The sequence below is a fragment of the Alteromonas sp. MmMcT2-2 genome, assembly GCF_022348305.1.
Classification (GTDB): domain Bacteria; phylum Pseudomonadota; class Gammaproteobacteria; order Enterobacterales; family Alteromonadaceae; genus Alteromonas; species Alteromonas macleodii.
The window spans coordinates 1-21,234 of sequence record NZ_JAKRFA010000054.1 but is presented as its reverse complement, the minus strand read 5'-3'; the positions used below and the strand labels follow the sequence as shown (position 1 = coordinate 21,234).

Genomic DNA, 21,234 nt, shown 5'->3' with positions numbered 1-21,234 from the left:
CATATCTGGATTACAAGAGTCCAAATCAATATGAGGCTGACATGGCTAACTTACAAAAAGCGGCTTAACTGGGTTGTGTGATTTTGGTTGACCACGTCAGATTGAGACAGGTAACGTTAATCTATATTAAGATAACCTATTGTCAGCAAGTGTTTTTCAACAGTTTCTTGGTAGAACTCTGCAAAAAAATCGTAAAGTCATTTTATCGTTGTACGCCCAATGAGTTGAATGGAAGCATTGACTTGTTCCAGCAGCAATTATCCGTGACAAGGAACAGGTGGCCGAAAACTTTTTTGATCTCCACCACATACCAAATTCGAAAGCTAGGTTAAGTTGAATTACCCTATTTTTATTCTCTTGCTAAGTCGCAGTCTCTCTTTTCAGGAGTGTTATTAAGGCTAAGGTTACAGTAACTTAAGCCTGCCTAAGATTACGGACCAATAGTTTCATTTTTAAAAGTCAACAAAAACGATATGTCTTCTTCGGTGGTTTTGGTTACAGAAACTTCTGCACATACAGCGTCGCACAATGCATTTACTATAGAAAGACCTAGCCCAAAGTTATCTTCAGATGTTCTAGAAGCATCTTTTTGCCAAAGCGGTTCAAACATATGCTTTAGATCATCCTCATTAACCTCTGTCCCCACCTTATTTGTCACTCTGAGGTAAACATTACTAGAACTATTTACACCTAAGTTCACAAGTATTTCTGTATCAGTTTTTCCGTGTTCGATAGCGTTATCTATCAGATTACTTATTATCGATTCTACTCCAACGCGATTGCTCTTGACGCTTAACTGAAAATTGGAGCTAATCTCTACCTTAACATTTCTTGCTTCTTTGATCTGAATAAGTTGAGATACTAATTTGTGGATATCTATCTCATCAGTTAGCTCTAGGGTCTTAAAACTATATTTTTGGATTAACATAAGGCCAGAAATAATATTTTTCATTCTTGTGCCTATTTGCAAAACACGTGGCTTAAAATCTTTTTCTAATCTTATTTCTCCTGGAAACTTAATTGCTACTTCAGTCATATTTATTAATTCAGAGACTGGTGTTTTTAGCTCGTGTGCGATATCCGAAGTCAACCTCTTCTCACGCAGGTAAAGCGAATAATTATCTTCAAAAAAGTGATTCAAACTTTGGGTAATGGGTTCCAATTCCTCGACATTATTTTGAAAAGCTTCGTGTTTTTGTCTAGTGGTAAATCGTAGTCCTTTTATCTTGGCATTTAAGGCATCCAAGGGTGCCAGAGCATAAGCCACAGTGTTACGCACTGTAAATCGAACAACTAACGGCACGATAATTAATGCAAATAGAAAAGCACCATCGATAAACCACAACGTGAAATTTAACAATTCTGTAGATGTTGCGTACGCGATAACCATTGACGGGCGAGTATCGTTACCCTTGCCCATGACGCGATAAAATCCAGCTCTGTCTTCAGAATCAATCTGAGGTATATATCGAGTGTAAATTACCCGACCCGTACGGCCATCGGGCAGAGTAATATCCTGGAAAGAATATTCATCCAGGCCAATGCTGCTGAAAGGCAATTCATTGATGGTATAAAGCGCCAGAGTATCTGATTTTTCAAACGTTGAATCTTTGTACCAAAGTTGAAAATACTCGGGGGAAGATGTCCCTTCAAACTCAGGCAAATACTCACCTGCAAATTCGAACTCCACACCCTCGACATCTTCATTTACCAAGCTCTGAAGCATACCTACTTTTGCCTTCATAGCCTGGTTGAATTCTTGTTCGACCCAGGAATCAACGCCAATATCTGCTGCAAGTAAAACGGCAATGACTAACAGTGAAATAATAATAGAAAGTCTTCGTGTTAATGTTTTACGTATTGATTTCATTAGCTTCTATAACTCTGTAACCAAAACCACGTTTACTTGTAATGGGTAGAGACGCGCCGCTTTTTCTTACTTTTTTCCTTGCTGAGGAAAGGTGAGCTTCAATAGCATTTTTTGAGATATGGTCATAGCTTCCAGAAATAAATTCACTCAGCATTTCTGAGGTAACTATCTTGTGTCTATTGAGAAAAATACATTCAACAATTTTGTACTCATTCGGGGTCAGGTTGATAATGCCATTATTGTATGAAAGCGTTTTAAACTGGATATTGAGTGTCAAACTGTTGATAGTAACTTGGTCATTGAGACAATTTACCGCACCTCTCCTCATCAAGCTAAGTAGTCTAGCAGTCAATTCGTCAAACGAGAACGGCTTAGAAAGGTAGTCGTCAGCACCTGCCAATAGCCCCGCTACCTTGTCTTCAGACTCAGATCGCGCAGATAAGATGATAACCTTTGTTTCTAAATGTCTTTTTCGTAACGTTTTAAGAATAGTCATACCGTCCAACTCAGGTAGCATCATATCAAGGATGATTATTTCGTAGCTACCAAGCAACGCCATACTCAATCCCTCAGAGCCAGTGCCAGCAGTATCGACTGAATAGCCCAATTTTTCCAAGCCTAAGCTCAAACTGTTTCTCAATGATAAAGAGTCTTCTATCAGAAGTATTCTCATAATTTGAATGTCAATTTTAAAGTTATTTGAGTATACCTTCTCAACCTTAGGATTTGCTGAAGAAGCTATTGAAAAGGTGCTTATAGTTAACCTACGTATACGTGGTTCTTTTAGCATAAATCGATTGATTTACTTCAATAGCTCTTAAGTTTATCTCGATATTTTGTTCATATTAATAACAGTCTTGTGACTAACGATGAAGGCTTATTTTATATCAGCGCTGCTACTTTGTGGGTGCTCAATAACCTCTACAGAAATTTCTCCCCCCAATGGTAAAAGTGACAAAGCTGTCATTTTTGACATCGATGGAACATTGATCCCCTGTAACGCCTGCATTTTTTCTGAAAGAGAAAATGCGTCTGAACGTGTTCAAGCATACGCTGATAAAGGCTTCAAAATTATCTATCTGACTGCGCGAAATGTATACTTCCAGTTCAACATTCCACTTTTTTATCCCGTTACCATCTCCCAGATAGAGATATTCAGGTAGCTAATTCGATGGCTTAGCGAAAAAGCTTTTAAAACGTTTAAACTAAATATTCTAAAGCCTTACAAGGAGTCTGGCTGGAAACTTTTCGCTGCTTATGCCGATTCAAGCACTGACTTTGTGGCTTATTTGGCCGCAAGCGTTCCTCAGGACAAAATATTTGCAATAACATGACAAGGTGATTGTAAGTGCAAGCCAAGGCCGTGGCGAAAGTACTACGATAGCTGGTCGAAACACACTCCTATAGCGTTCCCTCCTTAACCAGCCTCTTTCTTCCTTCCTGAGCGATTAGAACATTATTACCTCAATTAAATGACTCTTCATAAGCGTATCTTAAGTTTCGTTTGTTAGAGTTTTCCTGTCGAAAATAGAATTTGCTTGATCTTGGGGCTTTGACAGAGGGCTACGTGCGAATTTCAGTTGTAATACCAGCAAAAAACGAAGAAGAAAATTTAAAACCCTTAATTGAGGAAATTTATAGAGCGTTAACAGGTGTAGCAAACTTCGAAGTCATCTATGTTGATGATGGAAGTACGGATAAGACATTTGAGAATTTGCTTTACCTGAAAGCGAGTGGCTTTGACAAAGTTAACGTACTACGGCATAAGCACTCGGTGGGACAAAGTACAGCTATTTGGACAGGGGTGAGCCATGCTGATGGAGAACTTGTAGTAACACTTGATGCGGATGGGCAGAATGATCCCTCTGATATACCAAACCTCCTGACTATGGCCTCTCAATTTCCGTTAGGGAGTCACTTTTGCATTGCTGGTCACCGTAAAAACAGAAAGGATACAGCTTGGAAAAGATTTCAGTCAAAACTAGCAAATTCTGTAAGAAGTAAACTTCTTAATGATGATACACCTGACACCGGATGTGGGTTAAAGGTCTTTCCAAAACAAACATTCCTCGATTTACCCTATTTTGATCATATGCATCGTTTTCTGCCAGCACTGATCCGGCGACAAGGTGGGATCATTAAAGTTGTTGAGGTGAATCACAGAGACAGGCAATTTGGAAAATCAAAATATAATATGTTAGGGCGGCTTGGGGTCGGACTAACTGATATGGCAGGAGTTTATTGGCTTCAGAAACGTAATAAACTTAATGATGTCATCTTAGAAAATGAAGAGAGTATCTAATTGAATTCCAGTCTCCTTCGTTTCTTCATTTTGGTACTTACCATTCTGTTTTTTAGTCATTTGATTCCGGTCTCTCCCTCATTTGACGCATTTAATCAGGAATGGATAGACAAGCATACCCGTAATAATGGAGTGACAGGGATAGCCAAATTTTTAGCCGTCTCAGTATTTTTACTTTCTATCGGACTTCCACGCCAGTTAGTCGCATTTATGGGGGGGTATGCCTTTGGATTTGCTGCAGGTATCATCTATTCAACATTAGCAGCTATCCTCAGCTGTGCAACAGTTATGGCAGTGTCCCGATCTTTCGCTAGACCGATTATTATTCAACACTTTGAAATGCGGGTGCGCAAGTTAGACCATTTTCTAGTTCGCTCTCCCTTTCTTAAGTCCGTTATCATTAGACTGTTGCCAGTAGGAAATAATCTACTCACAAACATTTTTGCTGGCGTTTCAAAGATTCCACGACGCTCTTTTATTCTTGGGTCTACTATTGGCTACATCCCTCAAATGGCGGTTTTTGCATTGATGGGTAAGGGTGTATTAGTCAACTCTGAACTTAAAATAATCATAAGCGCCCTATTATTCGGGATTTCCAGCTTGCTAAGCGCATATCTTTTTAAGGTTTATCGTCGTCAACATAATGACGATAAAACTCTTCGTTCACTCACAAAAAGCAGCAAATGTAGCAATGAATCAGACGAGCTTAGCCATTAAACATAAGAACAAGCACCCAAATTATACTTTCTGGCTTTTTGTACTGGCTAGCGTGTTGATATTTATCGGGATTGGGTTAAGAGATCCCTGGCCTGCTGACGAACCTCGTTTTGCACAAGTTGCAAAAGAAATGGTTGAAACAGGTCAGTGGTTCTTTCCAGCCAGAGCGGAAGAGTTTTATCCTGATAAACCACCTGTGTTTATGTGGTCTATCGCTTTTTTCTTTGCGCTATTCGGGTCAATTAAGATTGCCTTTCTGCTCCCATCTGCTTTATGCAGCCTACTCACACTTTTTTTGGTGTATGACATCTCAAAACGACTGTGGAGCACAAAAGAAGCGCTGATCGCAACGTCACTTCTTTTATTGAGTTTTCAATTTTTGCTTCAGGCCAAGTCTGCACAAATAGACGCAATGGTCTGCTGCTGGATAACAATAGGATGCTATGGTCTTCTGCGCTTTTTCTTAGTTGAAAGGCGATGGCGTTGGTATTACCTCGCCTTTTTCTTCATGGGAATTGGCGTCATCACAAAAGGGGTCGGATTTTTACCAGTCTTAATGCTGATACCATACTTGATACATCGACGCGTTTGGCCTCAGCGGGACATAGCTAAGAAGCAAACTAAAAACTCCGTATTACCGTGGATAATGGGTGCAGTGGTGATGTTACTGGCTATATCACTATGGTTTATACCTATGTTGATATTAGTCGAAAATAGCCACGATCCATCACTTGCTCTATATAGAGATAACATTCTTTTTAGGCAAACGGTCACTCGATATGCTGATTCCTGGCATCACATAAAGCCATTCTGGTATTACCTCGTTGAGGTTATTCCATTATTTTGGCTGCCAATTAGCATCGCTCTTCCATGGCTCATCCCATTTTGGTATAGCGCAATTAAAAAAGGTGATGCCCGCATACTCTTACCGTTGGGTTGGATTGTACTTGTCCTGCTTTTCTTCAGCGTAAGTCCTGGCAAACGGGGGGTGTACATCTTACCCGCATTGCCGATGCTGGCACTGATCTCTGCGCCTTACTTTGATTCAGTTGTTAATAAAAAAGTATTCTCCTGGCTTTTGTGGGGTGTTGTATTTTTACTATCAGTAGGCTTATTGGGGTTTGGTTTTTCCGGCATAGTAGAAGCATCATTCGCCCTAAAATTAGAAGAAAAGTTCGGGCTTTCTCCGTGGATGTTTTTTTTAGTAACGGGGGGACTGACGTGTCTGGTTACGGTGATTACTTCTAGAGGGAAGCACTGGAAAGCCTGGCCTTATTTCTTGTGTACTCTTTGGGGCATGTACGCTACATGGGGTTACACTTTACTTGAAGATGTAAAAACCCCTAAAAGCGTATTTGGAAATATTGAAAAAGAAATTGGCAAACATGATGCAACTATTGCACTTGTTGATTTTTCTGAACAGTTTATTCTCTTCTCGCCTTATCCCATCGTCCACTTTGGCTATCATACCCCTACTGATGAGCAATTATCTGCCGCCTACCAGTGGATGGAGAAGACTGACAAGGGAAGATATATCCTCGTAGATGAAAAACACGTACGCAATGGTTGTTTTAAAAAAGAAATGGCAACGTCTGTAGGGTATGCACATCGCGTCCACTGGGTACTATTATCGCACGAGGCATTAACCGAAAAGTGTCCGCTTACGAAAACTGCGACTGAGATCTTTAGTTATATCCCAGATAGGCCCGTTACGTGAGGTACATGTTTTCATACAATTAAAAAATAATGCGAGAATTTTCATCCTACAGTTTTTCTTAAGCGTTATTTAAGTTTAGACAGGTAACTTATGTGCTAAGAAGTACACGAGAACCTTATTGTGAAATTTCCAAGAACACTAAATTTCAATCCTACATCAGCTCAGTTCATTTTACTTTCTTCATTGCTTATCGCAGCAATATTTAACATACCATTTTTGTCCGCTGTTTATGAAGTTGTAGCCCCTGTAACATTGAATGAGTGGGTGTTTTTTCTCTCTGTACCGCTCTTGCTAACCTTTTTTAATATTATTTTTCTAAGTCTTTTTGGTGCCCTATTTTTGCCGCGCACCACAGTTGCAATTACTTTCGTTGTAAGTTCTATTCTACTTTACGGCACCTTGGCCTATGGTGTCATTTTCGATAAGAGCATGATACAGAATGTAATGGAAACAAATTCTGGTGAAGCCTTTTCTTATCTAAATTCAACACTTTTTTTATTCTTCTCTATACTGGGATTAATCCCTGTATTTGCGATTTTTAATCTGGAAATAAGTGGAAAGCTCAAGGCTCGAATCAAGCACCTTCTAGTGCTGAACTTATTAGCTTTATTGGGTATTGCAATTATAGCCACGTTCCTTTTTAAGAGCTATGCAGCTGTCGGCAGAAATAACAAAGATCTAACGAAGTATATTATTCCCTACGCCTTTTATGATTCAGGGTACAAGTACCTTCGGGACACTTACTTCTATCCGCCTTTACCCTACAAAGTATTAGACAAGCGTCCCTACTTAAAAGGTAACGCTAATATACACCCATCTATTACAGTGTTAGTGGTTGGCGAAACAGCCAGAGCGGACAAGTTTTCAAGCAACAGCTATTCGAGGCGTACTACGCCTAATATCCAGAACGCAGGTGCAATCAGTTTTAGCAAGGTGACATCTTGCGGCACTGCTACCGCAGTCTCTGTGCCATGTATGTTCTCAAGACTTTCACGAGAAAATTATGATTCGCGTATCGCAGACAGTCAGGACAATGTTTTAGACATCATTCATCGTGCAGGTGTTGACGTCACATGGATTGACAATAACAGTAGCTGTAAAGGAGTATGCAAGAGGGTAGAGACTATAGACTTCAACCCGTCAAGAGTTCCCAAGTTGTGCGATGGAGATTATTGTTATGATGAGGTACTTATTGACCTTTTAAGAGAAACTCTTTCAAGACCATCTAAAGAACATAGAGTTATAGTCTTACATATGATTGGCTCACACGGGCCTACCTATTACCGGAGATACCCAGAGAAATTTGCTAAGTTCGTGCCTGACTGTCCCAGAAGTGATATTCAAAATTGTGAAGAGGCAGAGCTGACAAATACGTACGATAATACTATTGCATACACAGACTACGTGCTAGGCCAGATTATTGAACAGCTTTCCACTATTCCTAATTCGTCGATGCTTTATCTATCGGATCATGGTGAGTCATTGGGAGAAAAAGGGCTTTATTTACACGGTTTCCCTTATAATTTAGCGCCTGTTGAGCAAACTCATGTACCAATGGTTTATTGGGCCTCCAAGTTTAGCCAACCTGAATACAGTGATTGCGTAAGGTCGTTGTCCAGTCATCCTTATTCGCATGACAACCTTTTTGACACATTACTTGGTCTTACTAATGTGCAAAGCAGCACCTACCAACCCACTCAGGATATTTTACGAAAATGCGAGTCATAGACGAAACCACATCAAAAATGCATTTCGACCCTAAAGCCAAACCAAAGGGCATGTTGCGTATTGTATTAGCAATGAAAAACTCAGTTCGAGCTATATCATGGCTTGTTAAAAACGAGTCAGCGTTCCGGCAAGAACTTATCTTACTTATCTTAGCGGCGGGAGTGCTTGCATTTTGGTCAATTCCTTATATGGAAAAGGCGATTTTACTTTCCTCCATACTCTTCGTTTTGTTCGCTGAAATTATAAATACTGCAATTGAAGTAACTATTGACCGTATTGGAAAAGAGATTCACCCACTGTCAGGCTTAGCTAAAGATTTAGGCTCAGCGGCTGTTTTAGTGACGATCGCAATTTCATCACTGTTGTGGTTAGCTACATTGTGTAGATATTTTTGATTTGAGACTGTTGACTCACCGATGAGGTACCGCACTGACATGGGTCCAACTATGCAAATTCATCAATGTGTATAAAAGAATAGAAAGCCAATAATTAGCGAGCTTTAATATAAGAAGTTAAAGTCTGATATAACTAAAAGGCAATACCCAACAACCTTTAGGTTCAGTTTTCAATTACTAGCCAGGAGTTGCATAGCAAATCGCAAAGCAAAATTGTCAGTTAGAAAAAGTTCTTCGCGTGCTTTTACTTTCGCTGATTTTTTTAAGTTTAATGAAAGTGAAAGCAAAAGTCAGCGATGCCATCAGCTCAAACAGCCAAAATATAGGAATGAAGCCAAACGATTCAACCAAAAAACCATTTTCATCTATACTCGAGCCTTTTATGTTATAAGCGATTAAACACAAAATACCACTAATAAAAAATAAGAAGCTCATCTTATAGTTACTTATAAATTTCATTAATGTCTCTATATTTTATTTTCAACATCTCGTAAGAGCACGAAAGAAACGTTGATGTCGAAGGTACGTGTTCAATCTTGCCTCTTACCACTTTAGTTACGCATTATTATCTATCACACTCTCCTTACAGTTTAACAAAAAATTTAATCATGAGGGGAACAAACTAAAAAGTTCCATGAAAATCTATAGTCATGATTGTAGACAATGTGTCACAAATAAAATTTTAGCTTAGTATTAAAACTTGAATTACTGTCGACTATCATTGTTAATGAGTAATGGAATTTCATCTCACCTCCTCATTAACTGCAGAATGCTCGTCAGTAAACTCTATTTCAACTGTGCTGTAACTGAAGTCAAACATGGCCAAGCTATCATAAATATCAAGCTTCAATAACTTGTATTCTTCAACTGTCTTTAAGGCACTGCCAACGCGTATAGTAATAACATTGTGTTCTCCGTCAAGTGACCAAATTTTTAAGTCATGGATATATTCAACTCTATCAACACTCCGGAGTTCATCTAACACTTGTTTGTATAAGTTTTTCTCTGGAACACCTTGCAAAAATAATTTTAAGGTTGCTAATAAGTTTCGAATTACATTAAACAATATAAAAAGCGTAAAGCCAATCGAAAGTAGGGGGTCTAAAATTGGCCAGTCGACAAATTGCATTACTATGGCAATAATTAATACAGCAACCCAGCCTAAAACGTCCTCCAATAAATGCCAGTTCAACACTCTCTCGTTTAGGGTATTTCCTCCCTGGAGTTTATACACAGCAAAGCCGTTTACAGCGACACCTAGAATCGCAAGTAATATCATGCCTTCTGTATTTGGAACGACCGGGTCTAATACTCGAGGAATGGCTTCTGATAATACCCAGATTGAGCCAAGGATAAGTACGGCTCCGTTAATAAATGCCCCTAACAGGCTGAGTCGCTTGTACCCATATGTGAAATTTTCATCGGCCTCTCTCTCTCCTAACCTATTGAGACACCAGGCGCTTCCAATAGAAACTGAATCGCCGAGATCATGAACAGCATCTGCCATTATAGCAGTGCTGTTCGTTAGCCAGCCGCCAATAAATTCAATAATTGTGAAGCTGAAATTTAATAGAAAAGCCCACCCAATTTTGTTTGAGCTATTTGAATGATTATGAGTCATAGAGGCTCCGGTGCGCCCGGAACATACCGGGCGTAAAATTTGATTAAGAGTTGCGTTTGTTATGTGCGAGCTGATAAAGCGCAGGTAATATAAACAGTGTCAGTAAAGTTGACGATATAATTCCCCCAATGACTACAGTGGCGAGCGGTCTTTGTACTTCAGCACCTGTTCCTGTATTAAGTGCCATGGGAACAAAGCCTAAGCTGGCCACTAACGCAGTCATCAAAACAGGTCGAAGCCGGATTATGGCCCCTCGAATTACTGAAGTATAAATATCACCATTTTCCTGCCAGAGTTGTCTGATGAATGCGACCATCACTAGTCCATTCAAAACCGCGACCCCGGACAAAGCGATAAAGCCTACTCCCGCAGAAATTGAAAGAGGCATATCTCTAATCCAGAGTGCCAGTACTCCTCCAGTCAAGGCTAGTGGTACACCAGTGAAAATTATCAATGCGTCTTTAACAGACCCAAACGCCATAATGAGTATGCCAACTATCAACGCAAGCGTAACCGGAACGACTAAAGTCAGCCGTTTGCTGGCGGATTCCAGTTGTTCAAAGGTACCACCAAACTCTAACCAATATCCTTCCTTCATTTTTAAATCGGATTTAAGTCTTTTTTGTAAATCAACGACAAATCCTCCTAGGTCGGTTCCTCGTACGTTAGTCGTTACGACAACTCTGCGCTTTCCATTCTCTCGGCTGATCTGTGCAGGCGCCGGCTTTAACTCGAGAGTGGCTACCTCTTCAAGCGGTACAAAACTATTGCCGACACGAACAGGTAAGCTCTCTAATTTGTCAATATTTGTACGCAACTCTTCAGATAATCTGATTACAATTTTAAACCGACGATCGCCTTCATAGATTATGCCTGATTCCTTACCCCCTATGCTGGTTGAAACGAGTGCTTGAATGTCTGCTACGTTAAGACCGTACCTTGCGAGAGCATCTCGTTTTGGTAATATGGACAACATAGGAAGGCCGGCAACTTGCTCAACTCGGGTGTCTGAGGCACCTTGTATCGACTCAGCGATCTCAGCAACCTTATTTGCAGAATCCAACAATTGCTCTAAGTCATCACCGAAAACCTTGACTGCAACATCAGCCCTTACGCCGGAAATCAATTCATTAAATCTCATTTGAATTGGTTGGGTAAATTCATAGTTATTACCGGGAAGCTTTGAGGCGACTGATTCAATTTCAGCCACTAGATCCGATTTAGATTTAGCTGGATCAGGCCATTCTGAGCGAGGTTTAAGTATTACAAAACTATCGGCTACATTAGGAGGCATTGGGTCTGTAGCGACTTCTGGTGTACCTATTTTCGCAAAGACTACCGCTACCTCTGGAATTTCTAACAGCGCACCTTCAAGTAATTCTTGCATTTGAATTGATTGGTTTAGACCGGTACCCGTTATGCGTAAAGCCTGTAAAGCGACATCACCTTCATCCAGTTGAGGAATAAATTCAGACCCAAGTGTTGTTGCCAACCATCCGCAGAAGACAACAAACGCTAGTGCAGCCCCAAGAGCAGCAGCTTTAAATTTAAGAATAGCCCTAAGTGCTGGTTCGTAAGCCAGTTTCACCCAACGTATTAAAAAACTCTCCTTTTCACTGATTTTTCCCCCCATGAAAATTGCGATCGCTGCAGGCACTACCGTCAGTGACAAAATCATTGCCGCAATAAGAGCGATAACAACAGTTATTGCCATGGGATGAAACATCTTTCCCTCTACGCCTGTTAAAGTAAAAATAGGCAGATAAACAGCGGTTATGATCCCGACTCCAAATAAGCTGGGCCTGATTACTTCAATCGTTGCTATTTTCACTTCTTCTAGACGTTCCTTGAGTTGAAGAAGTCTGCCGTGATGCTGTTGCGCTTCAGATAAGCGCCTAATACAGTTTTCAACAATGATGACAGCGCCATCGACAATCAGACCAAAATCTAAAGCCCCCAAACTCATCAGATTTGCCGAAACACCTCTCTGGACCATTCCAGTGATTGTCATCATCATAGCAATAGGTATGATCGCAGCCGTAATAAGAGCCGCTCGAATATTGCCTAGTAGTAAAAATAATATGACAATTACGAGTAATGCTCCTTCCAGCAGGTTCTTCTGCACAGTGTTTATCGCTTTGTCGACCAGTGTAGTTCGATCATAGGCGGGTTCAGTAACTACCCAGCTTGGTAACGATCTTTGAATTTCAGTTAATTTACTGGCAGTTAAAGCTGCAACTTCCCTTGAGTTTTCTCCCAGCAACATCATGACCGTTCCCATCACTGTCTCTTTACCATTTCTTGTAGCGGCACCGGTCCTCAGCTGCTTACCCAAGCCTACAGTTCCAATATCTTTTATTAGAACAGGAACAGATCCTTTTTTTCCTACTACGACATTTTCGATATCCTTTATCCCTGTCAATTGACCTGGAGAGCGAACAAGAAGTTGCTCGCCATTTTTCTCAATATAGCCTGCTCCAGCATTATCATTGTTTAAATATAGTGCTTCAGAAATGTCTTTAAGCGAGACTCCCATCTCCAGCATTTTTACAGGGTCGGGATTGACGTGATATTGCTTGTCATAACCTCCAATAGTGTTTACTTCTACTACTCCCGGAACCTGGGCTAACTGTGGTCGAATGATCCAATCTTGTACCTCTCTTAAAGCCATAGGTGTGACCGGCGAGCCATCGGGTAACGTTGCTCCATCTTTCCCTTCCAGTGTATATACGAAAATTTCGCCAAGCCCTGTTGCGATTGGCCCCATTTCTGGCTCAAGGCCATCAGGTAAAACACTTTTAAGGTTAGCAAGTCTTTCGTCGATTAAATTTCGGGCAAAAAAGATATCCGTTCCTTCTTCGAAAATAACTGTAATCTGTGAAAGACCATACCTCGATATAGAACGTGTATAGGATAAGTTAGGCAAGCCATATAGTGCTGTTTCGACAGGAAATGTTATTCGTTGTTCAGCTTCTAATGGTGAGTACCCCGGAGCTTTGGTGTTAATCTGAACCTGTACATTTGTAATATCTGGTACAGCATCAATAGGTAATCGCTGGTAGCTCCAAACGCCGATCCCAATTAAGATTAGTGCAAGAACAAGAAACAAAAAGCGTCTTTCTACTGAAAGACGAATAATATTATCAATCATTTATCGTCTCCAGGATTAGTGAGCGTGAGAGGCACCGGATTTTTCAAGATCCGCTTTTATCAGAAAGCTATTTTTTGATACGTAAATTTGACCAGCGATTAAGCCACGCTTTACTTCAGTGAAGTTGTCATCTTTTATACCCAGCTCGACAGGGACAGCTTGAAACGTGTTACCATCGTTTAAAAATACAACTGAGTTACCATCCATTGATTGGATAGCTTCATTCTCAACGCGAAGCGAAACATCGACTTTCTGAGCATCAACTACACCTGTAACCATATCGCCGGGGGAGAATTCTCCTTCGGTATTAGTGATTTCAACAATTGCGATCTGATAAGGTTCAAGTGAACCTGACGGAATGAGAAATTTGACCTTTGCATCTTGCTGTCGGGAACCTTTTTTTATGTGGATATAAGAGCCCTGCTTTATTGTATCCCTCTTGGATGGAAATACTTTCAATTCTGCCCAAAGCGTTTCAGCGTCGACTATTTTATAAAGCGTTTCACTGGTAACCAACTGCCCAACATTAACATTTCGACTTACTACCGTACCCGAAATTGGCGCTTTCACGATGTAGGTTTGTAAGCTGTCATTTGATTGAATTTTTGCAATTACATCGCCAGCCTTCACGCTGTCACCAACATCCGAAGCGAGAGTTTCTACAACTCCCGAGAACCGCGCATTAACTTCAGCCTTGTTCTTGGGTGGAATTACAAGAGTACCCAACAATTCGATATGTCTTTCAATGGTCCCACTCTGAACTTCGGAGGTTGCTAATTGAAACTTTTCAGTTAATGCTCTTGAGATCTGTGTTCTTCCCTCGAAGTTTTCCCACTCCCAGGAATACTTTCGTCTTTTGTCAGTCAGATAAATAGTAGCCCTAAAAGAATGAGGTTCAGACAGAGCTTTTATTGACCGCAAAACCCCCTCTGAAGTTTGAAACTCAAATTTTTCTGAGCTTGAACCTAACTTCTGTAGCTCTATAGAAAAGGAATCAGGGATAAATGGCTTCCCATCTTCAAAAGTCGAGGCAATAATTACAGAGCCCTCGGGGCTTTCATCGATACTTACTTCTATTTCGATGTTACCTTTCTGGAATATATTTTGGTTGTCATTTGAATTGGTGACATCTTCACTTGCGGTCGCGATAGATGTCACAGTGCCGATAAGAAATAAAAATAAAATTTGCTTTAGCATAATTAATCCTGGAGATTGAAAGTGAATGATTTCAGAGATTGCCCTGTCCATTGTTCGATAAGTGCTTCATTGAGCAGGGTGGCTTCGCGATAGTTGATGAGACTCCGTTGAGATTGGAGAAGTGCATCACGTGAAGCAAACCATTCTTGATAAGTGTAAATTCCCTTTTGATAGCCCTCCTTGGTCAGCTCCAATGCTCTTTTCAAATCTGGCATTACTTCTTTTTCCAGGTGCAATGCTGCCTGTGAACTAAAATTTATGCTTTTCGTTGCTTTAAATAGAATCGCTTTTACATCGAGATACTTGGTGTCTCGCTCTAATAACTCCGCCTCCTTACTAGCAATTGCAGATTTGACTGCACCCGAATTCCTTTTCTCAGCAAATAGTGGAATTGAGGCACCAAAAACTAACGATGTATCTTGAGCTCCCTGATTCCTTCTAACACCAACAGACCAAGATAGGTCTGCGGTATTATCAGACTTAGCCAACTGAATTTCAGCGTCCTTCAGGTCAAGTGACTTAATTAGTAAATCCGCATTCGATGATGATAAGAATTGGTTAAAAAGTGTTTCGTAGGAATAATTTTTAGCGGGTGAATTTAAAGAACCAGTAAGCGTGATATCTTCATAATTGCCCTGCCAGAATAGTGTGAGAGATTGCAGGGCTATTTCTTTATTCACCTTTGCTGTCGCAAGTTCTAATTTCGCTTGATTTAAAGCCGATTTAGCTCTGAACAATTCAGCATCATTCGTTGCACCACTTTTTATTCTATTAGTGATCACAGTAAGAGCATCTTCAGCTAAGCTCACACTTCGCTCAGCTATTTGCAGACGCTCCTGTTGTGCCAGAACGCGAATATACTGCTGAGTGAGCCCACCAAGTAGTGAGAGAGACATTGAATACTGCTCTGAATCTAAAAGGGCAGCTCTGGCATCCACAACCAGTGTTCTTGCACTCTTCTTTCCACCAAGTTCATACACTGAAGATAGAGAGATGGTTGCTTCTGCTGCTTGAACTCCCGAAGTAGAACTTGTGCCCATCACATTTTCTAGATTAGCACCTACGGTGTAAGCTGGAGAAAGCAAAGCTTGTTGGCGATCTCCCTCAAGAGCTCTAGTAAGAGGTCTGAATTTCAACAAGCTTGGATGACGGTTGAGAGTAAGTTGAACTGCATCATCTAAAGTTACTTGTTCTGCCAATGCATTGGCTTGAGATAGCATCAATGCACTAGTCAATATCCCGGCGCGCGTAAGTTTGCGCACAGGAAACTGTGAAATTTTCATGATATATAATCCTAGTCAGTTGAAAAAACGAAAAACGACAGGGATTAAATTCTTGGAGGACGCTCTATTTGGTTAATGAAACGATTAGGTGTAGCTTCACTATAAACTGAGACTAAATTGGGAAACTTTTTTAGAAACGAGCTTTCAATATCAAAGTAAAAAGCTATGTGTGTAAAATGACCATGACAAGAACAACAATGGTCACAATCACTTCCCGCATCTAAATCGTAAGCATCGGACAGTTCGATTAATGTATTTTCAGTACATAATTCATTGCTAAACAAGTGGTCTTGTTCAATAGAAAACGCGTCAGTCACAATCAACAAAAATTGTGCGCACAACAAAAAAGCGGCTAAGACCACTTTTAGATTTTTGCTAATGCGGTAATTCGTTTTCAACACAAGATTCCTCTATTGGCAATCTATGTTCTCTTAAAATATGATTGTAGTCAATGCCTAAATGGTCAGCTTTCTGATTCACAAGAGGAACTCTGTATTAAAAAGCCATGTATTTCAATTAAGTTGCTAAATCTTGTCAGAAAAACAGAAATCTACTGCGAAGCCTGCTCATACATAATCCGGCAATGTAAAATAAGTACACCGAAGGAATAGGAGAATACAAAATGCATTTTCAATAAGCCTGTCACAATTATTGCGTCTCGCTCGTACCAAAACCTGTAATACCCCCTACAACAAGTGTAAAAGCAAGTCCAATACTGAAAGATAAAATCACCGTTGACCCAAGAGGTAGCTTTTCCAATTGCTATCTGATCTCCTTACAGTGAGCGCATCAATGAACAACAAAGTAAATATTATCTGGCTCATGCCATAACCGTGATGCTATGCTTATGAGCATGAAGTTGGTTCGCATCGCTTCTTTGAGTTCACCAAATCATCTAAGGCTCCATTTTCGAATAAACGGTACAATAGACTAGTAGAAAGGCATATCGGAAACTCGATATCGCTAGATACCTTACTGTAACTTTTTGGCTAAAAACGTTGTCGCTTCGCGTAAAAATACCGGTCATTTTTTGACCTTGGCAAGTTCATGTTTTAATCTGCTATCCCCGCGTCACAACGGGGATCACTGCTCTTATGTGTTTTATCTTTAGATTGCGCAGCATGATGTTTTCAGCAGTTAGGTAGACTAAGAAAAATACTAATATCTAAAGCAATCTGACGACCAATAATATCAGGTTTCTAGCAGAGTAATACCGCTTCGAGTATGAATTCTGAAGTATACTTTGTTTGTTAACAACCACTCATTCCTGGCATAGCAAGCTTCTTTAGGGGAGGTTTCCTAAAAATCTGAAGAGGCTCCACAGATGACTGAAATCTATGAAGGGGCACTATAATAATTGTGATAATTCTCTTTCTGATCTAGAACCGTAGCAGAGTTACTTTCATGTTAAATAGTTCATGTTAATGCATATTAACGTTACCTATTCGAGTAAAGATAAGAAATTAGCTTTCCACTTTTGAATACGATATGTCATGCAAGCGAATAGCGCTCACTTCAGAAGCAAATGTTGAATAATTAAAGGGTTGTAAATCTCTGCCAAGATAGTTGGGTGACGTCAACATGTTGGAGATATACAAGATGAAAGCTAAGCTGCCTTATATTGGTATTTTTTGGGTCTACAAGTCGACTGTACTTGCTAAAGCGATGCCTTTGAATAGTGCAGAGCCTGATAGCCTTTCACTCTATGACAGTGACTTTAGCCATTTAGTAGAGTGGGAAGAGCATAGAATATACCTTCCGTGTTTTCCTGAGCTCATTGCTGTTGAATATCAAGAAGTCAGCAGGGGTAGAGTAATCTACTCTGGAAACTCAAAGTTCTTCAATATATATGCAGATAGAAAAGTGGTAGAGAGCGTTGAGCTTCAAACCTTAGTATGTGATAAATTTAATCTAATACCGAGTCAATGCACTTGGGAGCTAGACAAGCACTACCGTATCTTTAGTTCATAAAAAGCTTACGAAAAAGTTAACAAGTCACTCAGTAAAGAATACGCAAGCAAATCATAGGGACATGACGTTGAATATATTTGAAGTAATAAACAATAGTATTTCTGATTTTGTAGAAAACAAAGAAAATCAAGCGCTCAAGAGAGGTACAGGCTCTTATTCGATACCGTTTAGAGGCTCTATCTTCGGGGAAATCGAGACAGCAAAAGTATTAAGTAAGCTTAATACCGAATCAGTTGATGTAATTTGGTTAGGCTCAAATCCTAATGTTCCAGAATCTCTCGACGCTATTTTGTCTCCTTCCTCCCCTTCTCACTACGAGGGTTTTGTGCAACAAGCCATGAACGACAATTTCAGCGAAGCGTACAAAAATAGCGAAGGTGCGAATGTCCCATTGTGGGATCCTATTAACAAGCCAAACAACAAGTGGCAATTCTACTCGGAGATATTCAATAAGCGGTTTGGTGAACACAAAACGCTCATGGCTAACATAGTGCTGTGGGGAAGTAAGGATTTTAAAAGCTTCACTTCTCAGTTGGCTAAATACGATAAAGCGCTTTTAGAGAGAGCTATTCAGTTTTCCTACGAGCTGAACAATCAGATAATCGAGCACTTCAAGCCAAAGGTTGTTCTTGTTCCCAAAAGCTTTAATAGCCCATCATCAAAGAATTGGCTACTACACTCTTCTAACTTAACAGACATACAGCATCACGAAGTGAGAGGTAAAGTAACGTTCAAGTTTTCAGTCGGTAGACTGCAAAAAGACGATTTTAAAACAACTGTAATATCAGCCCCCCACCCTTCATACACACCAAGAATTGGTCGTGAATTTAGAGAATCTGCGCAAAACGCTATCTTCACAGTATTACAAAATTGCTAATACACATTACTTAACACGTCTACAGTAGAGTGTTGCTTGCGCTATCTGGCAACACTGTCAACTGTTCAAGAAAATATCTTTGTAGCGTTCAAGCATTTTAATGCGTTTAGTCTCTAGAGTGTTAGGAGACAGAATAAGATTACGTGTGTTGCCCCTCTCTATGCCAGACAACGTTCGCTGTCCCATTAGTTTGACTCTATCTTCGATGGGCATTTCGACTAACGAATCGGGAGCAATGATATCAAACTGACTCAAGAAACAAGGCACACGCTCCATCTCTAGTAGAGAATACTTTTTCGCCGAGTGTTTATATGAATAAACATATACACTCTCGACCCTAGTTGCATGTGATATGTTTTCCATAACTGTAAGTGCGTCATCTTCGGTATAACGTCGTTCTTTAAATATGAGGTAAAATAGCTTCGATACCGGACAGTAAATTTTGTTCTTGATGGTCCCACCGCACTCAGCTTTAAAAATATCATAAGTGGCCTGAGTAAACGGTTGCTCTTTACCTTTTATTTTCCAATTATACTTCTCTTCCTTTCCAAATAAACTGTTATGAAGGATTTGAGGTGCAAATACATTATGTAATTGAAGACCATTTTCCATTAACGATATAATAGAGTCTTTTGTCGCGCGTTTACGCTCGCTCCCTAGTAGCTCGTTAAACCAATTAAAAAACTCGGCTAACTCACTATCCCTAAAATAAGAGGGAGTGAAGTCAACTTTAATATGCCTAAAATCAACACCACCGTTATTACTAATTAAATAAAGCCTTATCCCATGTCCTTTTTTATATTTTAAAACCCAAGAAGATTTATAATATTTGTTTCTTAAACCATGTTCTAAAGTAGTATTTTCAGGACAATCGCCAGCCCTCAACCGACTACTTATTTTTAAGGATTTCTCTTTAGATATACCGTAGCCAATTGCTAACCTATCAAAGTCTGGGGCAACCCATCGAGGATTATCTAAGTAGCGATAAAAATTATCTGAGTTTCTTTTTAAAAATCCGTCATTGCTTACTATGGCACTAAGTGCGCTATCTCTGTCCTCAATTCGTAGTGCCGAATAAAAGTCTTGAATTAACTTTGCATCCTTCTTTTGAGTTTTGGCGTTACTGCAAATTGAGTCATTAAGTTTGCATTGGGAACGTAGCTCACGAAACCTCTTTCTACTACAATGATTATTAATGAAATTGTTATTATGTACTGTGGTAGTAGTATAGTTAGTAGTATTAGTGATATTAGTAGTGTACATACTGATAGTTGTGTGCGTGTGTGACATGTATTTAAATTAGTAAACTCAAAAAACTTTCCTATTATTTTGAAAATCGCTTTATACCGTCGATAATGCGCTAAAATCACGCTATTGAGCACCTTTACTGCGTTTTCACAACTTTCTGCTTCGTAACTGAGTAGCGTTGCTCAACGCCTTAGGAATCTCACAAAAAAACGTTAGTAGTCACTAACAAAGTCCATAAATTGCTCGTCGCACAACGTGTTACCTCTAAAGAAAAGGGCCGTTGTACAACGGGTTTTGAGCGTTCAATAAAAACGTCGCACAACGCCTTTTACAAATAAAGCCCTATGATGAGGCGGTTACTCAACCCCACGAGCTAGCCCTAAAATTTCTTTACATTTAAATCGATTTGACAATAAAGTAACTCCGAACTACGGTTTTTATTATAGATAGGAAAAGCTGAGTTTTTACTTATGACAAGAGAAGTAGATGGAATCGAGGATTGGCTCGAATTTGGAAATAACCTTATTGAAAAAGGTGAAGTAAAAGGTTATGACAACCCAGCTCACTATGAATCAATAAAAATCATTAAAGAAAAACTTATATCTTTAAAGAGGAGTTTTGAATCAGGACAATCAATTGTTGCAGAAGAAATTAAAAAACATATCAATAGCGTAATTAACGGAATAGATAAAAACGTTTGGAAAAAGTGGAAAAGCCACATTAGAAACAGAAAATATAGTAAGAGAAACAAACAGCAAAGAATTAACAATGAAACATTTGAAGAAATAAATGAAATCGCACAAAAACGTTCCATCTCAAAAAAAGACTTATTAAACAATATAAACAAAAAATACTATCTAATCGACAGGCGAGAAAAACAATATTTAAATGGTTTAGAAAGCTTAACACATTCTGAGAGAATATTGTTCAAATCGATTTGCAAAAAATTAATGCTCGGTATAAATAGAGGTAAGAAAATTAACTTAGTGGCGATAACAATGTATGCTAGAGGTGATATACCAATACACGGAAATGTTTATCAGTTCGGCTCTCTTACCGAGACTGTAACTAATTTTGTGTAACTGCCTATCTCAATTTACTCTATAGAGAGTTAAGGATAGGCAGATGAACATGAATAAGAAAGAGCTTGAAGCTTT

The 21,234-nt window shown here is 39.6% G+C and carries 17 protein-coding genes; 8 read left to right on the top strand and 9 right to left on the bottom strand.

The window, feature by feature from the left end; all coding sequences use genetic code 11:
• Window positions 1-430: 430 nt before the first annotated feature.
• Window positions 431-1,870: a HAMP domain-containing sensor histidine kinase gene (locus MHM99_RS18900; RefSeq protein ID WP_239220296.1), complete on the bottom strand. Its 1,440-nt coding sequence runs from the start codon at window positions 1,868-1,870 to the stop codon at window positions 431-433.
• Entirely contained in the window at window positions 1,854-2,543 is a 690-nt protein-coding gene (locus tag MHM99_RS18895) for a response regulator transcription factor (protein WP_041702971.1), read from the bottom strand. Before MHM99_RS18895 ends, MHM99_RS18900 begins: the two co-directional genes overlap by 17 nt.
• Window positions 2,544-3,437: 894 nt before the next feature.
• Here MHM99_RS18895 and MHM99_RS18890 point away from each other — a divergent pair.
• The 5 genes from MHM99_RS18890 (at window position 3,438) to MHM99_RS18870 (ending at window position 8,729) form a co-directional block, all read left to right on the top strand.
• Window positions 3,438-4,172 (top strand): glycosyltransferase family 2 protein, encoded by a 735-nt coding sequence (locus MHM99_RS18890; protein ID WP_015066033.1) that lies wholly within the window; start codon window positions 3,438-3,440, stop codon window positions 4,170-4,172.
• Window positions 4,173-4,889 carry a VTT domain-containing protein gene (locus tag MHM99_RS18885; protein WP_015066032.1) on the top strand — a complete coding sequence of 239 codons (717 nt, stop codon included), beginning with the start codon at window positions 4,173-4,175 and terminating at the stop codon, window positions 4,887-4,889.
• Window positions 4,864-6,606 (top strand): glycosyltransferase family 39 protein, encoded by a 1,743-nt coding sequence (locus MHM99_RS18880; protein ID WP_015066031.1) that lies wholly within the window; start codon window positions 4,864-4,866, stop codon window positions 6,604-6,606. The genes MHM99_RS18885 and MHM99_RS18880 overlap by 26 nt, the downstream gene beginning before the upstream one ends.
• Before the next feature lie 120 nt (window positions 6,607-6,726).
• Window positions 6,727-8,334, top strand: a complete 1,608-nt coding sequence (locus MHM99_RS18875; protein WP_239220295.1) for a phosphoethanolamine--lipid A transferase — start codon at window positions 6,727-6,729, stop codon at window positions 8,332-8,334.
• Window positions 8,322-8,729, top strand: coding sequence for a diacylglycerol kinase (locus MHM99_RS18870; RefSeq protein ID WP_015066029.1), 408 nt, complete (start codon window positions 8,322-8,324; stop codon window positions 8,727-8,729). Before MHM99_RS18875 ends, MHM99_RS18870 begins: the two co-directional genes overlap by 13 nt.
• A gap of 216 nt (window positions 8,730-8,945) precedes the next feature.
• Here the strand turns inward: MHM99_RS18870 and MHM99_RS18865 are convergent, their stop codons facing one another.
• The 6 genes from MHM99_RS18865 to MHM99_RS18840 all read right to left on the bottom strand — a co-directional run bounded on the left by MHM99_RS18865 (window position 8,946) and on the right by MHM99_RS18840 (window position 16,382).
• The gene (locus MHM99_RS18865; RefSeq protein WP_226434510.1) at window positions 8,946-9,164 is read right to left on the bottom strand and encodes a DUF3955 domain-containing protein; all 219 of its coding nucleotides are present in this window, start codon (window positions 9,162-9,164) and stop codon (window positions 8,946-8,948) included.
• 307 nt (window positions 9,165-9,471) lie between these two features.
• Window positions 9,472-10,350, bottom strand: a complete 879-nt coding sequence (locus MHM99_RS18860) for a cation diffusion facilitator family transporter (RefSeq protein ID WP_012516887.1) — start codon at window positions 10,348-10,350, stop codon at window positions 9,472-9,474.
• A 43-nt stretch (window positions 10,351-10,393) separates the two neighbouring features.
• On the bottom strand, window positions 10,394-13,501 hold the full coding sequence (locus MHM99_RS18855; RefSeq protein WP_012516886.1) for a CusA/CzcA family heavy metal efflux RND transporter: 3,108 nt from the start codon (window positions 13,499-13,501) through the stop codon (window positions 10,394-10,396).
• A 15-nt stretch (window positions 13,502-13,516) separates the two neighbouring features.
• On the bottom strand, window positions 13,517-14,698 hold the full coding sequence (locus MHM99_RS18850; protein ID WP_020742699.1) for an efflux RND transporter periplasmic adaptor subunit: 1,182 nt from the start codon (window positions 14,696-14,698) through the stop codon (window positions 13,517-13,519).
• A gap of 2 nt (window positions 14,699-14,700) precedes the next feature.
• On the bottom strand, window positions 14,701-15,981 hold the full coding sequence (locus MHM99_RS18845) for a TolC family protein (protein ID WP_015066027.1): 1,281 nt from the start codon (window positions 15,979-15,981) through the stop codon (window positions 14,701-14,703).
• A gap of 44 nt (window positions 15,982-16,025) precedes the next feature.
• Window positions 16,026-16,382 (bottom strand): hypothetical protein, encoded by a 357-nt coding sequence (locus MHM99_RS18840; protein ID WP_223866653.1) that lies wholly within the window; start codon window positions 16,380-16,382, stop codon window positions 16,026-16,028.
• Window positions 16,383-17,580: 1,198 nt separating this feature from the next.
• Between MHM99_RS18840 and MHM99_RS18835 the strand changes: the two genes are divergently transcribed.
• Window positions 17,581-17,952: a hypothetical protein gene (locus MHM99_RS18835; protein WP_239220294.1), complete on the top strand. Its 372-nt coding sequence runs from the start codon at window positions 17,581-17,583 to the stop codon at window positions 17,950-17,952.
• Between the two features lie 61 nt (window positions 17,953-18,013).
• Window positions 18,014-18,829 (top strand): hypothetical protein, encoded by an 816-nt coding sequence (locus MHM99_RS18830; protein WP_239220293.1) that lies wholly within the window; start codon window positions 18,014-18,016, stop codon window positions 18,827-18,829.
• A 57-nt stretch (window positions 18,830-18,886) separates the two neighbouring features.
• Here the strand turns inward: MHM99_RS18830 and MHM99_RS18825 are convergent, their stop codons facing one another.
• The gene (locus tag MHM99_RS18825) at window positions 18,887-20,092 is read right to left on the bottom strand and encodes a hypothetical protein (RefSeq protein WP_187447658.1); all 1,206 of its coding nucleotides are present in this window, start codon (window positions 20,090-20,092) and stop codon (window positions 18,887-18,889) included.
• Between the two features lie 455 nt (window positions 20,093-20,547).
• Between MHM99_RS18825 and MHM99_RS18820 the strand changes: the two genes are divergently transcribed.
• Complete coding sequence (locus tag MHM99_RS18820; RefSeq protein WP_239220292.1) at window positions 20,548-21,159, top strand: hypothetical protein; 612 nt, start codon at window positions 20,548-20,550, stop codon at window positions 21,157-21,159.
• Window positions 21,160-21,234 lie beyond the last annotated feature (75 nt).

Excerpts from the sequence above, each read along its gene's own strand:
- MHM99_RS18820 (WP_239220292.1), top strand. The coding sequence starts at position 20,548 with ATGACAAGAGAAGTAGATGGAATCGAGGATTGGCTCGAATTTGGAAAT.
- MHM99_RS18865 (WP_226434510.1), bottom strand. The coding sequence starts at position 9,164 with ATGAGCTTCTTATTTTTTATTAGTGGTATTTTGTGTTTAATCGCTTAT.
- MHM99_RS18830 (WP_239220293.1), top strand. The coding sequence starts at position 18,014 with ATGACGTTGAATATATTTGAAGTAATAAACAATAGTATTTCTGATTTT.
- MHM99_RS18880 (WP_015066031.1), top strand. The coding sequence starts at position 4,864 with ATGAATCAGACGAGCTTAGCCATTAAACATAAGAACAAGCACCCAAAT.
- MHM99_RS18870 (WP_015066029.1), top strand. The coding sequence starts at position 8,322 with ATGCGAGTCATAGACGAAACCACATCAAAAATGCATTTCGACCCTAAA.
- MHM99_RS18900 (WP_239220296.1), bottom strand. The coding sequence starts at position 1,870 with ATGAAATCAATACGTAAAACATTAACACGAAGACTTTCTATTATTATT.
- MHM99_RS18845 (WP_015066027.1), bottom strand. The coding sequence starts at position 15,981 with ATGAAAATTTCACAGTTTCCTGTGCGCAAACTTACGCGCGCCGGGATA.
- MHM99_RS18855 (WP_012516886.1), bottom strand. The coding sequence starts at position 13,501 with ATGATTGATAATATTATTCGTCTTTCAGTAGAAAGACGCTTTTTGTTT.
- MHM99_RS18835 (WP_239220294.1), top strand. The coding sequence starts at position 17,581 with ATGAAAGCTAAGCTGCCTTATATTGGTATTTTTTGGGTCTACAAGTCG.
- MHM99_RS18825 (WP_187447658.1), bottom strand. The coding sequence starts at position 20,092 with ATGTACACTACTAATATCACTAATACTACTAACTATACTACTACCACA.
- MHM99_RS18895 (WP_041702971.1), bottom strand. The coding sequence starts at position 2,543 with ATGAGAATACTTCTGATAGAAGACTCTTTATCATTGAGAAACAGTTTG.
- MHM99_RS18850 (WP_020742699.1), bottom strand. The coding sequence starts at position 14,698 with ATGCTAAAGCAAATTTTATTTTTATTTCTTATCGGCACTGTGACATCT.
- MHM99_RS18860 (WP_012516887.1), bottom strand. The coding sequence starts at position 10,350 with ATGACTCATAATCATTCAAATAGCTCAAACAAAATTGGGTGGGCTTTT.